This is a genomic window from Bacteroidales bacterium, assembly GCA_021648725.1.
Classification (GTDB): Bacteria; Bacteroidota; Bacteroidia; order Bacteroidales; family JAADGE01; genus JAADGE01.
Genome location: JAKISF010000024.1, coordinates 14,184 through 29,417, shown reverse-complemented (window position 1 = coordinate 29,417; position 15,234 = coordinate 14,184). Strand labels below are relative to the sequence as shown.

The following is a 15,234-nucleotide window of genomic DNA, read 5'->3' as shown; positions in this document are numbered from 1 at the left end:
TTTACGGGTTTTAAAAAACGGTACATGGTATTGTTTTATTTTTAATATTTGTTTCCGGTCTTTTGTAGCTTATTGACAGTTCAAAAGAACTTTTAGTATATGAGTAAAATTCATATCCCGGAATTTCGATATCATAACTGATTGCAAAGTCAAAATTTTTGTAATTAAAACCTGTTTTTACAATAAATGCATCGGGATTTCTTTTTAAACCGCCTCTGAAAAATGTTCCGATATAGGCATTTTTTGAGATTTTATTATCGAAAAACAGAAGTCCGGTATCGAAGCCTATTAATAATTCGGATGCTTTATTTTGATTGACATAAATTAATTTCGGTTTTATAAAATAATTGTTTAAAAATGCTTTTTCCGTAAATGCATGAAAAACATATCTCGGATTTAAGCGATAATCTGCCGAAGAGAAAGATTCTACGGGCTTATTGTAATGAAACATTGACATTCCGATTTCTGATGTGAATTTCTGAGTTTTATAACTCCAAATTAGTCCCCAATTTAAGTCTAAATAAGATATAGATTCATTTTGTAAAATTTCTATTGAAGGTATGTCGGGATTGAAATACCCTATTGACATATCAAATTGATCAGGGAATGTGATATTTGAATAATCTATCTTTTTACTCACATAACCTGCTTGCAAGCCCATATGCAGATATGATCTATGTGAGATTCTAATAAAATAAGCACTGCTTAAAAATAGTTTGTTAACAAATATACTGTTGTTTGAAGATTTGTCATTTATCCAAATAAAACCTAATCCTGCCCTTTCCTTATTTATATATACGGGAAAATCAAAAGCAACGGTTGAAGTAATATAGGCATTACCTATCTCTGCTCCTTGGCTTCTGTAATTTGAAATAAGGCTCCAGTTTCCGTGATAATTTGTTGTATTTGCAGGGTTTAATATTAAGGGTGCTGAGAAAAACTTAGAGAAATGGATATCCTGTGCATATGTACACGATGATAATATCGCCAAATTGAGTATAAATATTATTGCTAAATATTTTTTCATAATCTTTTATTTTAATAGTTTGACTGTCCCTCTTTTGCTTAGAAGACTGTTATCATAAGTTCTTACGGTAACCCAATAAGTGTATGTTTCAACCCCTTGCGGTTTTCCTTTGTAAGTTCCGTCCCATCCTTTGTTCTTATCGTTTGTTTCAAAAACAATTTCTCCGTATCTGTTAAAAATTTTAAAGAAATTTAGGTTTTCAATACCCCATCCTCTGACATACAAAACATCATTAATCCTGTCTCCATTAGGAGTAAAGGCATTCGGAACATCTACGGTATATTCTCTTACAATGTCAATATCAGCATTATATGTCAGAGTAAAACATTTTGCTGTATCAGTTACGGTTACCTCGTAAGATGTTTGTTCAAAAGGTGTAACAGTTACTGTCGGACAGTCATTACAAGATATGTTATAGTCCGGAAACCAACTATATGTTGCAATATCTTTTGAATAAGCATTTAAGATAACAGGTTCTCCTATAATTACAGTTGTGTCTGACAGATTTACCCTTGGTTCTTGTTGTACTTTAATTGTTACGGAAGATTCGTTTTTACAAGAATGTAAATCAGTTCCCGTAACATAATACGTAATCGTAGAATCGGGTTGTGCATAGGGAGTATCTGTATTTTGATTATCTAAATATATTTTTGGCAGCCACTCATATATTTGTGCTCCATTTGCTTCAAGTTTTATTTTGTCTCCTCTGCATATTAAAGTATCTTTAAGAGTTGTTATGTTTGGTAAATTAAAGACTTCTACCTCTGCTTCGGATGTATCTGTACAGCCAAAATCATTTGCTGTTATTAATTGTATGTTGTAATTGCCTGCATTTTGATAAATGTGTTCGGGAGCTGATATTGAGGAGTATGCTCCGTCTCCGAAGTTCCATGACCAAGTGTTTGCACCATCACAATTATTATATCCGTTAAAATTAAAAGGAACACATCCTGAAAATTGATTGTTGACAGAGTTAATATCAGAGGTTAGTATCGGAATATAAATTGAATCTTTAAGGTAGATATCACAAGTTCCCAGATTATCACTTTTTAATAACAAAACAGGGTATATATAGCCTGTATTATTGTAAGCATGGACAGCGGTATCATTATTTGAAGCAGCTCCGTCGCCGAATATCCATTGCTTCTCAAATATATCTTTTTGATTTTCGGCAATAAAAGTAATTTCCGAATTTTTGCATGCAGTATCCGTCACATTAATTTGAGCATACGGTCCGTTTATTACAATATATTGATTTTTAACATTATTTCCTTTGCATCCATTTGTGGACGTTAATTTTAAAGATACGTCATATTCTCCCGGTTTTGTATAAATATGTTCCGGAAATTTAAGATGTGAAGATGTTTCTCCATCACCAAAGTCCCATTGCCAATCAGCAATATCCGAATTATTAGTAGTATCCGAGAAACTTACAAACAAAGGGTAGCAAGTCGCCTCAGAATCTGTTACCGAAAATTTAGGTTCCGGATAATTTTGTATATTTATATAATTACTTATATATTTTGCAGAATCACAGCCTTTATCATCTACCAGAGTCAAAGAAACTGTATAATAACCTGTCGAATCGTATATGTGCTTCGGAAAAGCTTCGGAAGAATAATTTCCGTCTCCAAAATCCCAAAAATAAGATGATACCTTACTTGTGTCATTAGGAATAAATGATATCGTATCTTTAAAACAGACTGTATTATCATCAGCAATAAAACCGGGTATAGGATTTGTTGCTTCTATATAATTAGGTTTAAGCATTTCATTTATGCAGCCTAAGGTGTCTGTAATTTTGAGTTTTACATCATAGATTCCGTGTTTATTATATATATGAAGGGGGGTTTCTGCATCAGAAAATGTACCGTCTCCAAAATCCCAAAGCCAACTTGCAACCAAAGTGTCATTTATAGATAGGTTTTCAAAGGAAGCATTCATAGGCACACATCCTTCAATATTTTTTACATTAAATTCCGGTTCCGGATTATAAATTTTAATTATTCGAGTCAGGCTGTCTTCACATCCTCTGAAATCTTTTACAAATAATTTTAAGTTATAAGTTCCCTTCTTTTTATAGGTATGATAAATTTCGTAAGAATTTGTATGCAAACTTGTACTGTCACCAAAATCCCAAAGATATAAAGCGTAAGTATTATCATTTTTAAAATAATACTCATCTTGAGAAGTTTTACTGTTTATTTTGACTCTTAGATTCTCACAGCCATATGTGGTATCCATATAGAAATCAGATTTTATGTCTTTAATAACAACTATATTACTTGAATTATGCGAACAACCGTTTTTATAATTAACTGCAGTCAAGCTGTACGTATATGCTTTATTATCAGGATATGAATGAGACGGATAAAAATTAACAGAGTCAATCGAAGAGCCGTCACCAAAATCCCATATAAGCCTATCTGCATCTTTAACATTTCCGTCAAATGTAACAACATAAGGCATGTCACAATCTATTCTATACTCCGGGCTCAAAACAGGGCCCTTCACGTAAATAAAGTTTTTTTTCTCTTCAGCAACACCGCAACCATTGTGATATGCTTGTAACTTAACATTCATATAGCCTGTATCGATATACATATGTGTAGGATTTTCCTTCAAGGAATATTCCCCATCACCGAAACGCCAATACCATTCGTTTACCAATACTGAATCTTGAGAGTTGTTAAAAAAATCGACAGCTTGGGATGCACAAATTGTATCCGGCATATTTTTATAGAAATCAGCTGTTTGTCTAGTACCTGTTTTTATTTCAGAATAATAAGGTGAAGAAACGCACCCCCTATATGTAATATAATAATGTTCGACAAGATATTCTCCGACATCTTCATAAATATGTAAAGGGTTTTTTTCGTTGCTTTGTACCCCGTCACCAAAATTCCAAACAAAAGTAGCAATACTGTCAAATTCGCTATTATAATATGAATTATCGTAAAAATTCAAACTTAGTGGTGCACATCCCTTAATTTCCCAGGGGTCAGCAAATTGGTTAGGTGTAAAATAGGCTTTAGGAACACGAATAACCAAGCTGCTGTCTATTATTTTTATATCTTTACATCCCTTAGAACTGTATACGATAAGGGTGTCGTTATAAATCCCGTTTTTAGTATATACTACAGAAGGGTCTTTTTCATACGAAATATCTCCGTTTCCGAAATGCCATTCATAACTTACGGTATTTTGTGAAAGATTTTCGTAATTTATAGTAACGGGAACTTCACAAGCATAATTGTCCGACAAACTAAAATCAGCAGTAGCTTTTTCCACATTAATATCAACGGAGCAGGAATCTACACATCCTGAAATATGTATTGCTTTTAAAGTAAGTTTATAATTTCCGGACTCAGTATAAATATGGCTGGGATTTTTCTGCTCGGAAACTGTACTGTCTCCAAAATCCCACAAAAAACTATAAGCATTTACAGAAGTATTCGTAACTTTTAATTCTTCACCATAACATAAAGTATCCTCGTTAATTGTGAAACTTGCATCAACTCCCGATAAGTTTATGTAGCTTTCTTTCAACAATGTATCTGTGCAGGAGTGTTCATCGGTTACTACAAGAGATACATCAAAATTTCCGTTAAAATTATATGTATGAACAGGATTTTTCTCATTCGAAATATTTGAATCTCCAAAATCCCATAAATATAATAAATTACCATCACCATAGGAATTATTATAAAAACTGACATTCTGTTCAGAGGTGCAAGAATAAGTATAACCTGCCAAAAAATCGGCATATGGTTTATATACGGAAATAAGTGTATCTAAATACCCCACATCGCTGCAACCGTTAATATCGGTTACGGTAAGAGATACTCTATAATTACTTTGAAATAAATATACGTGTTGAGGATTTTGTTCATTACTTAAATTACCGTCTCCAAAATCCCAAATCCAATCAATAATATTTCCGTCACCCAAAATTGTTTGATCGCCAAATTGTTTAATTAAAGGTGCACACCCCGAGTAGTTATTGTCATCCAAGGAAATTTGGACATCCGGTATTCTATGAATATTTATGTAATCATTTTTTATAACAGTATCTGTACTTACTCCGTCTGATACAACAAGCTTTATCGTGTAACTACCCGGCATTGTGTATGCTACCGAAGGATTCCTCAGAACAGATGTACTCCCGTTACCAAAATCCCATTGATATGTTAAACCGGATGATGGTGTTGAGTTGTCTGTAAAAGATATAACAGCAGAATTGCAAGCAAATGTAATGTTTGATGAAAAATCTGCAATTATTTGTGCTTTTAATTTAGTTGACAGCATAAAGATTATAACTGTTGTCAGTATTATATATCTCATCTTTTTTTATTTTTTTATTTGCAAATACTAATTTGACAGTTTGTTTTTTTGACAGTTTACTTTCGTAGCAACAAGGCATAGTTTTGATTTCAACAACTACATCTCTTTCATCCTTGTTATAGAAAAGAATATTTTTTTCAAACTCATAGGCTGCGTTATCAAAAACTACTTTGTTACTTTCCTCCGGTATAGTAATTATACACTGAACGGGGCCCAGTTTCTTTTTACCTTTTAAGTATATAAAATAGTATCTGTTTTTACGCAACTTCATTTTCAGGTGATAAGTCTGTCCTTTTCTCATCTCTATTGTTCGGGACTTACTGCTGACTTTAAATGATTTATCAGGTTTCCGAGTCGGAAATAATTTTGCTGATAAAGCGAATGAACTTACTGACATGCTCAGTAAAGCTACTGTTAATATTAAACTGACTATTCTTTTCATGATTGTATATTTTATAATAAGTTAATAATTCTGAATTAAATTTTGCTTTTACAAAGGTACACCTGCAACCATTACACTTTAAGAGATAAAAAACTCAATAAAAACAAGTAAATGTAAAGCATGTTAAAACACCTAATCACAGAATCGTCGCAATGCACTGTTTGATTGTCCATTACGGATACAGTAGGTTTTTTTACGCACTAACAATCAAAACAATAATTAGTATATTATACCGGAAGGAACAATTTCATAGTTTGACACATAATTATTTTAAAAAATCATTTTTTTTTCTTAAATTTATCAGAAATAGGTATAAATACTTACTTTTATCTTTAATGTTTTTTGAGTAGATTCACCTAAAATTATATTGTTTTAAAAACATAACTTTGAAAAGTTTAATAAATTAATGTAAAAATGAACAGCACAATAAAAATTTTAATTGTAGAGAATAACAAAACTGAAATTCTGAAAATTGAACACTACTTGAAGAAATCGGATTTTAAGTATTTTGTTGAATATGTACATAGTTTACATAAACTAAAAAATACTTTAAACACCTTTAAACCAGACATTATACTGTTAGGCTGTAATTTTTCAGAATTTTTAAATTCTAATATTTCAGAAATTATTTTACAGTATAAAAATAACATCCCTTTTATCATTATTACAGATCCTTTAACCGACAAAACAATTGAGAAACTTTATCAAAAAGGCATTACAGATTATATTCTAAAAGAAGATTTAATACGTCTGTTGCCAACTATTAAAAGGGCTTTAAAGCAAAATAAAACAATCGATACTTTCGGAGAGAAACAATTCGAATTTATTTTTGAAGAATTTGAAGACCCTATTATAATAGTTGATGTTGCAAAAGACAAAATGCCTGTAGTAAAGAAAGTAAATAATGCCGTAAGTAAAGTATTTAAATTCAAAAAAGCAGATATAACAGGCAGCCCTTTAAACAAAATAGTGCCTCATATTCCAAAAAAAGAAATAATTGAGTGTGTAACCCTAATATTAAAAGAAAAAAAAATAAGAAAAAAAATATCCGTTAATATCCCCAATAATAAAAATAGTAAATTTATTCTTTTTGACTTTATTGCAAACATTATAATAATTAACAATAAAAAATATATAATAATCAAATCAAGAGAAATTACTGAACGACACTATTATCACACTAAAATCTCAAAGCAAAAAGAAACCTTAAAAAAACGGAATAAAACTTACTTGGAACAAAACATCAAATTATTTGATAAAATAATAAAACAAAAAAAAACACAAAAAGCACTTACAGAAAAAATAGATATTATTAACAACAGTCCTATTGTTTCTTTTTCTTTGAAGAATAAACCGGGATGGCCTGTATCTTATGTTTCCGATAATATATACAGAAATTTCGGTTATCGGATTTCTGACTTTATTAATAAAAATATAACCTTTGAGGATATAATATATAAAGAAGACATGCCTTACTTAAAAAATGAAATTAAAACAAATAATACAGGCAATAGTATAAGAATAAATCATAAGCCTTACAGGATTATTACAAAAAACAAAACCATAAAATGGGTAACAGGCAGCACGTTCATTATACAAAAAAACGGAGAAACAACAAACTTCGAAGTAATTGTTTACGATATAAGTGAAAATATTAAAAAACAAAAAGCTCTTCAAGAAAGTGAAAAGAAATATCGCTCAATACTGAATGCAAATCCGGATATTATTACAATTTGCAGTAAAGATAAAAAATTGCAATACATGAACACAGCAGCGGTTAATAAGTTTGGATACAAAGAAAACGGAGTAACTTGCTATAAGGCACTTTTCGGTTTTGAAAAAGTTTGTAGTTGGTGCGGACACGAATATGCAGACAAATACGGATGTTTTCAAAATGAAGTCGTTTTTCCTGGTGATTACAGGTACTTGCTGGGAACATTCTCTAAAATAAATAATAATGAAACAACTGACTACTTATGCTTATATAAAGATATTACAGAATTAAAATCATTGCAAAATGAACGACTTGACCTATTGAGTGCTTTAGAAACCGGATTAAATGAAGTTTACATTATAAACCCTTCATCCTTTAATATAATGTATGCAAATTCTAAATCGTATAAAAATCTCGGAATATCAAATATTGATATCTTAAAACATAAAATTTACTATTTTCAATCAGGTCAAAATAAAAAAACATACATAAAATATCTTAAAAAGCTTAAAGCTAATAAAGAGGTTTATTTTGAAACATCACATAAAACCTTAAACAATAAAAAATATCCCGTATCTGTATATCTGAAATTAGTTAAAAAAGGTAATAAACAAGTAATTTTGGCATTTGTAAATAATATTTCAGAAAAAAATAAAACGAAAGAAAAAATTAGGTTGTTATCAGCTGCAGTAACACAAGGCCCGGTAGGTATAATAATAACAGATACTAACGGAAAAATAAAATATACAAATCCCAAATTTACGGAAATGACCGGCTATACAGCCAAAGATGTGATAGGAAGAACCCCCGGAATTTTAAAGTCAGGAAAACAAACAGACACTTTCTACAAAAAATTATGGGATACCATTACTCTCGGTTATACCTGGAACGGGGAATTTTGCAACAGAAAAAAGAACGGAGAATTATACTGGGAAAAAGCAAGTATAAAACCTATTATCAATGACAAAGGAGAAATAATTTTTTTTGTTTCCGTAAAAGAAGACATAACTGCATATAAAATAATAAGAGAAAAACTGATAAAATCGGAAAAACACTTTCGTTTGCTTTTTGAAAACTCAATATTGGGAATGTACAGAACAACCCCAAACGGTAAAATAGTTAAAGCAAATAAAGCTTTTTGTAAAATACTGGGATATAATTCTTTTTCTGAAATTAAAAACTGTAACCTTGAAACAGACTGTGATGTTACCGTAAACAGATTAAAAATTAAAAACACCATAGAAAAGAACGGTTATATTACAGGTTTTGAGAGTATATGGAAAGATAAAAAAAATAAACTGAAATATGTAAGAGAAAATGTCGTTGAATTGCAAGACGAAAAAGGAGATATATATTTTGAAGGAATTGTTGAAAATATTACGGAAGAAAAAAGAAAAGAAAAAGAGCTTCAAGAAATACACGAACTTAATAAGCAAATAATCAATGTCGGAGAACTGGGCTATGCCATATACAAAAGAAACGGAGAATGTGTTTTTGTTTCAGATAATTATGCAACAATTCTCGGGACTGATACCGAAAGTATCTTAAACCAAAATTTCAGAGAAAAAAGAAATTGGAAAAAACTTCAACTTATTAATATTGCCATAGAATGCATAAAAACCGGCTCATCGGAAAAAAGACTTATAGAAGGAACGTCAAACTTCAATAAAGAAGTTTGGATAGAACTTAATTTCAGAAGAATATACAAAGGGGTAGAGCCGAGGTTATTGGTTATAATAAAAGATATCTCGTCTTATATGAGAGCTAAAAGAAAACAAATTCAAACTAAATCAGAATATCTCAGCTTAATAGGCAGCATAAACCTTCCTATTTTCGGAATAGATATTTTCGGAAAAATTAAAGAATGGAATAATGCCGCCGAAATGCTTACGGGGCACAGCAGAAATAAAGTAAAAAACAAACACTTTAAAGACATTTTTATTATACGAGAAGATTCTGTGTTTTCTAACTTAATGAGCTATATTTTATCCGGTAACAGTATTACAAACGAAGAATTAGATATAAAAACAAAAAAAGGAATACTTATAAGAATGCTTATAAGCAGCACAACACAAATTGATGAAAACGAAAACGTAAGTCGTATAATATGCATAGCACAAGATATTACAGAAAGAGAAATATACAAAGCGGATTTAGAAAAGAAAGTTGAAGAAAGAACACATAAATTAATCGAAGCACTGGAAAAAGAAAAAGAACTAAGCGAATTAAAATCACAGTTTGTATCAATGGCTTCTCACGAATTCAGAACACCTCTGTCAGCAATAAAATTTGCAGCCGGTTTTGTAAAAAAATATTACGACAGAGCCGAAAAGGAAAAAATATTGAAAAAAGCCGAAAAAATTGAAACACAAGTCAACCATATGACTAAATTACTTGAAGACGTTTTGACAATAGGAAAAATAGAAAACGGTAAAATTAAATACAACCCGCAAAGAATTGATATGATAGAAGAACTTGAAACTATCATTGAAGATGTTATAATAGCAACAAAAAACTCTCATAAGATTAATTTCAAATGCAATAAAAATAAATGTATAATAACCTCAGACACAAAGATTCTAAGAAATATTTTTATAAACTTGCTGAGTAATGCCATAAAATTTTCGCCTGATGCCGATGAAGTAATATTTAATGTATCTGTAAACAAAAAAGACATCAAATTCGAAGTCATAGACAAAGGAATCGGAATAAAAGAAGAAGAACTGAAAAGCATTTTTAATCCATTCAGAAGAGGAAGAAATGTTGAAACAATACAAGGAACAGGACTCGGACTTGCCATAGTAAAAGAATCTGTAGAATTACTAAAAGGTGATGTTACCGTAGAAAGCGACCAAAGAAAAGGAACAAAATTTACGATAATATTACAAAAACAACAACAAATCAGATTCCGTAACATATCAGAACAGTTTATTGAGAGTTAATCACTAATCAATATATATTATGAAAAATCAAATACTAGTTGTCGAAGACAATATAGCCGTTAGAGAAGAAATATGTGATATACTGTCAATGGAAGGCTATAATGTTACAGAAGCAAAAAACGGGAAAATCGGTCTTGAAGAAATAAGAATATTAAGACCAAAATTAGTGATAACTGATATTGTAATGCCCGAAATGGGCGGATTTGAACTATTCCGGCAAATCAGAAAGAATCCAAAAACACGAGATATTCCGGTTATATTCCTTTCGGCTAAAGCAGAAAAAACTGCTGTCGAAAAAGCAAAATGTCTAAATAACGATTTATACATAATCAAACCTGTCAGCTCAGAAATATTAATAAATAAAATTAAATTAATCTTGATTGGTAACAAATAAGAGAATATCAGTATGAAGAAAAAAAGAATTCTAATAATTGACGATTTTGCTCCACTTTTGGAAGAGGTTTCTGACTTTTTAACATTTGAAGGCTTTAAAACCTATACTGCAAAGAATGGAGTAGAGGGTGTTCAAATGGTAATACAACACAGTCCGGATTTAATTATATGCGATATAGAAATGCCTAAGATGGGAGGTTATGAGGTGCTTAAGACAATTGAGAAAATTCCTTCATATTCCGCCCCTTTTATTTTCTTAACAGCCAGAGCTCAAGTGGAGGACTTTAAAGCAGGTCTGAAATTAGGTGCTGACGATTACATTACAAAACCTCTGGAAATGGATAACCTTTTGTTTTGTGTAAAAAAAAGACTTGAAAAACATGAACACCTTAAAAATACCCATAAAAAAGAATTTGAATCACTTCTGCATAATCCGTTCATAGGTATTTTTATATTTAAAGAAGATCATTTCTTTCTTATTAACGAGAAATTGCAAGAAATAACCGGATACTCAAAACAAGTACTAAACAATATCTCTTTGAGTAAAATTATTATTAATGATCCCGAATTAATATTGGCAAAATTAAAATCCGTTCTTAATAAAATACACGACTCGGTCCAATTGAAAATTTCTTTTATCAACAAAACTAAAAAAGCTGTTTTTATTGATGTTTTTGCAAAACATATTGAAATAGGAAACCGGAGCTCTCTTATCGGAACCGTAAAACAAATTAATAATGCTTCTGAAAATACAAAAACTTATAATATCGAAAACAATGAGTTTCGAAAAATTGTAGATTTTTTGTTATCAACCGGAAAAGAAAAAATCGCCGAAGAAATTCTTAATATCAAAAATATTTTAACATTCGACGAAGAAACAAATCGAAACAAAATTAAAGAAAAAGTAAAATTGACAAAAAGGGAATTAGAAGTTTTACAACTTATATGCGACGGTTTTACAAATGTAAAAATTGCCGAAAAACTTTTTATCAGCAACAGAACAGTTGATAACCACAGAGCCAATTTATTATTAAAAACAAGCACAGGTAACACAGCCTCTCTTGTTGCTTTTGCAATAAAAAATAATTTCGTAAAGTAATATCCCTTTTTGTGTGTATTGTTGTTATTTGTTGATTGAAAACTTAAAACTTAAAAATATATAAATTGAATTTTTAAAATCAATTTACAATATCTACATTAGAGGCAAAATATTTGTAGTAACAATTACTAATTTTAATAATAACTTTCAGTTTTAAGAACGGATGATTAATCACGCTGAATATACTATACTTATTATATCTGACAATCAAGATGTTATAGGGCTTATTAAAAAAAGCTTTACCGATGAGGTTCAGTCATATTTAATTCTTGTTTCAAAGATTTCAGGCGAAGCTTTTGATATTATAAAAGAATATAAACCCGATATAATATTATTAGATATAAATTATGAAGATGATACAAAAGGTCTTGATATTCTTTTTGATTTGAGAGAAATTGATATTTCTGTACAAATTCCGGTTATTGTTATTTCAAATGATAATAAAAATATTGAAACAGCCGTAATGTTCGGTGCTGCTGATTTTTTAAAAGTCCCTTTTGAAAGATTAGAATTAACTGTCAGGGTTAAGTCAATTTTGTCGTTATTTAAGTTAATTGAAGGAATAACAGGGCAAGCAAGAGATTTAGAGCAACAATCAAATGAACTTGAACGACAAAAGAACCAACTTGAAATTGAAAAAAATAAAACAGATGAACTACTGCAAAATATACTGCCGTATGAAATTGCCGAACAATTAAAAAATAAAGGAGCTGTAAAAGCCAAGAAGTATCGTATGGTAAGTATTATGTTTACAGATTTTGTAGGTTTTACTAAAATATCTTCCGAATTAGAACCTGAAGAGATTATTAAAGAACTCAGTGTATATTTTCGCAAGTTTGATGAAATAACAGAAGATCATTTTATTGAAAAAATTAAAACAATCGGAGATGCATATATGGCTGTAGGTGGTTTGCCGCTAAGAAATAAAAGTAACCCGATTGACGTTGTTTTAGCTTCTTTAGAGATTCAAAAGTTTATGAAAGAATATAATGAATCAAGAGTGGCAAAAGGTTTAACCGGTTGGAGTTTAAGGCTCGGAATACATACGGGCAAAGTTGTTGCTGGTGTTATCGGCAGCAAAAAGTTTGCGTATGATATTTGGGGTGATGCAGTTAACACTGCCAGCAGATTAGAATCATCCGGCGAAGCAGGAAAAGTGAATATATCCGGAGTAACCTATGAATACATAAAAGACTTTTTTAATTGTACTTACAGAGGTAAAATTTCAGTAAAAAATAAAGGAGATATTGATATGTATTTTGTTGACGGTTTAAAAGATAAATACAGAGAGAAAGATGATTCTACCATGCCAAATCAGAAATTTCAGGAAGAACTGGCAAAGTTTTAAATAATCTGTTTTTTATTACATATTAATTTCTTTGATTTTGTTGTTTATAAACTACCTTAACATTAGGCTTTCTGTCATATTAATTGTTATTATTCTTTTTACATCGTGTTCCCCTAAGGCAACAGAGCACATTTTTGTTAAAAATGAATTTAACGAAATACTGCCTGAAATTTCCGATATTGAAAAACGTACACCTTTAGTTATATCTGATACAGAAACAATTTTAACCGGTGCCGAATGTACGGATAAGTATATACATCTTTTAAAAGACAAACGTGTAGGATTAGTTGTTAATCAATCGGCTCTTGTAAACAATATTCATCTTGTTGATTTTTTATTGATGCAAGATATTAATATTGTTAAAATATTTGCTCCGGAGCACGGTTTCAGAGGAAATATTGACAGAGGTAAACATTTTAATTCAAATATTGATGAGAAAACAGGGCTTCCTATAATTGCAATGTACGGTAAAAACCGTAAACCTAAAAAAGAACAATTAGCAGATTTAGATGTTGTTATGTTTGATATTCAAGATGTCGGTGTCAGATTTTACACATATATCAGCAGTATGCATTACATGATGGAAGTTTGTGCTGAAAATAACAAGAAATTTATTGTATTGGACAGACCAAATCCTCTCGGCGATTATGTTGACGGACCTGTTCTTAAATTAAAATATAAATCTTTTGTGGGGATGCATCAAATACCTGTTGTACATGGTCTTACTGTTGGTGAATTAGCAATGATGATAAACGGAGAAGGCTGGCTAAAGAACGGAATAATATGTGATTTGGAAGTTGTAAAAGTAAAGAATTACGATCATTCAAAATCTTGGTCTTTGCCCGTGAAACCTTCACCGAATTTGCCTAATGATTTGTCTGTAAGACTGTATCCTTCTTTGTGCTTTTTTGAAGCAACAGATGTAAGCATAGGGCGGGGGACAAGTTTTCCTTTTCAGGTAATAGGTTATCCCGATAAGTCTTTCGGTTCTTTCACTTTTGTTCCTGAGGATATTACCGGAATGCAAATGAACCCCATACAAGAGAATAAAATTTGCTACGGTATTGATTTAAGAAAAGAGGAAATGAATAATTATTTTACTTTAAAATACATCATTGATTTTGCCGATAAGTTTAAAAATAAAGATGAATTTATTACAAAGAAGAATTGGTTTAATTTGTTAGCAGGTAACGGAGAGTTGGCAGAGCAAATTATTGAAGGAATGACCGAAGAGCAAATCAGAGAAACTTGGCAAAAAGATTTAGATAATTATAAGAAGTTGCGAAAAAAATATTTATTATATGTTGATTTTCAGTAGGATGTAATATGAACTGTTTTGATGCAAATCAATTAACAATTTCAATGTCATATTTATCCAATAGTCCGGTTATTCCGGGAAATGAAAATTTTGCTTTTCTAATCCGGTTTATTTCAGGGTTGATTGAATAATTGTATGAAGAAATAAAATCAGTTTTTTCAAGTTTCGTATTTTCAAATATTGCTCCGGATAAATTGCAATCACTAAATTTACTTTGAGAAAAATTTGCTTCGGAAAAATCAACTTCACTCAAATTACATTCTGAAAAATAAGTTTCTTTCAGCATTAATTTATAAAACGAAGATAAATTTAATTGACAAGAAATAAATTGAAAAGACAATAAGAATTTATTACAATCATCAAATCGCAAACCTAACATTTTGCAATTTTCAAATCTGACATCTCTGAATATTGTATTTATAACCAGGACATTGCTTATATCACAATTTTCAAAAACACATTCAGCAAAACTAAATTCTGATAAGTTACAGTTAACAAATTTGCAATTTTCAAAAGTGCAATTTTCATATTCTCCTTTCCTTAATTCTTCTTTTGAGAAATCAATTAAATTGAACGTTTTGTTTTCTGTAAAAAAGTCATCCATAAT

At 30.4% G+C, this 15,234-nt stretch carries 9 protein-coding genes; 5 read left to right on the top strand and 4 right to left on the bottom strand.

Going from position 1 to position 15,234, the window contains the following annotated elements; genetic code table 11:
• Nucleotides 1-10 precede the first annotated feature (10 nt).
• From L3J35_09660 to L3J35_09650, 3 genes are read right to left on the bottom strand one after another with little or no spacing between them, the layout of a single operon-like run.
• Nucleotides 11-1,027 (bottom strand): PorP/SprF family type IX secretion system membrane protein, encoded by a 1,017-nt coding sequence (locus L3J35_09660; protein MCF6366452.1) that lies wholly within the window; start codon nucleotides 1,025-1,027, stop codon nucleotides 11-13.
• A gap of 6 nt (nucleotides 1,028-1,033) precedes the next feature.
• On the bottom strand, nucleotides 1,034-5,371 hold the full coding sequence (locus tag L3J35_09655) for a PKD domain-containing protein (protein ID MCF6366451.1): 4,338 nt from the start codon (nucleotides 5,369-5,371) through the stop codon (nucleotides 1,034-1,036).
• On the bottom strand, nucleotides 5,322-5,813 hold the full coding sequence (locus L3J35_09650; protein MCF6366450.1) for a hypothetical protein: 492 nt from the start codon (nucleotides 5,811-5,813) through the stop codon (nucleotides 5,322-5,324). Before L3J35_09650 ends, L3J35_09655 begins: the two co-directional genes overlap by 50 nt.
• Before the next feature lie 414 nt (nucleotides 5,814-6,227).
• On the opposite strand from L3J35_09650, the gene L3J35_09645 reads away from it, so the two are divergent.
• The 5 genes from L3J35_09645 to L3J35_09625 all read left to right on the top strand — a co-directional run bounded on the left by L3J35_09645 (nucleotide 6,228) and on the right by L3J35_09625 (nucleotide 14,627).
• Nucleotides 6,228-10,469 (top strand): PAS domain S-box protein, encoded by a 4,242-nt coding sequence (locus L3J35_09645; GenBank protein ID MCF6366449.1) that lies wholly within the window; start codon nucleotides 6,228-6,230, stop codon nucleotides 10,467-10,469.
• Nucleotides 10,470-10,488: 19 nt separating this feature from the next.
• On the top strand, nucleotides 10,489-10,863 hold the full coding sequence (locus L3J35_09640) for a response regulator (protein ID MCF6366448.1): 375 nt from the start codon (nucleotides 10,489-10,491) through the stop codon (nucleotides 10,861-10,863).
• Nucleotides 10,864-10,875: 12 nt separating this feature from the next.
• On the top strand, nucleotides 10,876-11,961 hold the full coding sequence (locus tag L3J35_09635; GenBank protein MCF6366447.1) for a response regulator: 1,086 nt from the start codon (nucleotides 10,876-10,878) through the stop codon (nucleotides 11,959-11,961).
• Nucleotides 11,962-12,124: 163 nt separating this feature from the next.
• On the top strand, nucleotides 12,125-13,309 hold the full coding sequence (locus L3J35_09630; protein MCF6366446.1) for a response regulator: 1,185 nt from the start codon (nucleotides 12,125-12,127) through the stop codon (nucleotides 13,307-13,309).
• A 37-nt stretch (nucleotides 13,310-13,346) separates the two neighbouring features.
• Nucleotides 13,347-14,627, top strand: coding sequence for a DUF1343 domain-containing protein (locus L3J35_09625; GenBank protein ID MCF6366445.1), 1,281 nt, complete (start codon nucleotides 13,347-13,349; stop codon nucleotides 14,625-14,627).
• Between the two features lie 28 nt (nucleotides 14,628-14,655).
• Here the strand turns inward: L3J35_09625 and L3J35_09620 are convergent, their stop codons facing one another.
• Nucleotides 14,656-15,231: a pentapeptide repeat-containing protein gene (locus L3J35_09620; GenBank protein MCF6366444.1), complete on the bottom strand. Its 576-nt coding sequence runs from the start codon at nucleotides 15,229-15,231 to the stop codon at nucleotides 14,656-14,658.
• Between the last annotated feature and the right edge of the window lie 3 nt (nucleotides 15,232-15,234).

Excerpts from the sequence above, each read along its gene's own strand:
- L3J35_09660 (MCF6366452.1), bottom strand. The coding sequence starts at position 1,027 with ATGAAAAAATATTTAGCAATAATATTTATACTCAATTTGGCGATATTA.
- L3J35_09655 (MCF6366451.1), bottom strand. The coding sequence starts at position 5,371 with ATGAGATATATAATACTGACAACAGTTATAATCTTTATGCTGTCAACT.
- L3J35_09650 (MCF6366450.1), bottom strand. The coding sequence starts at position 5,813 with ATGAAAAGAATAGTCAGTTTAATATTAACAGTAGCTTTACTGAGCATG.
- L3J35_09645 (MCF6366449.1), top strand. The coding sequence starts at position 6,228 with ATGAACAGCACAATAAAAATTTTAATTGTAGAGAATAACAAAACTGAA.
- L3J35_09640 (MCF6366448.1), top strand. The coding sequence starts at position 10,489 with ATGAAAAATCAAATACTAGTTGTCGAAGACAATATAGCCGTTAGAGAA.
- L3J35_09635 (MCF6366447.1), top strand. The coding sequence starts at position 10,876 with ATGAAGAAAAAAAGAATTCTAATAATTGACGATTTTGCTCCACTTTTG.
- L3J35_09630 (MCF6366446.1), top strand. The coding sequence starts at position 12,125 with ATGATTAATCACGCTGAATATACTATACTTATTATATCTGACAATCAA.
- L3J35_09620 (MCF6366444.1), bottom strand. The coding sequence starts at position 15,231 with ATGGATGACTTTTTTACAGAAAACAAAACGTTCAATTTAATTGATTTC.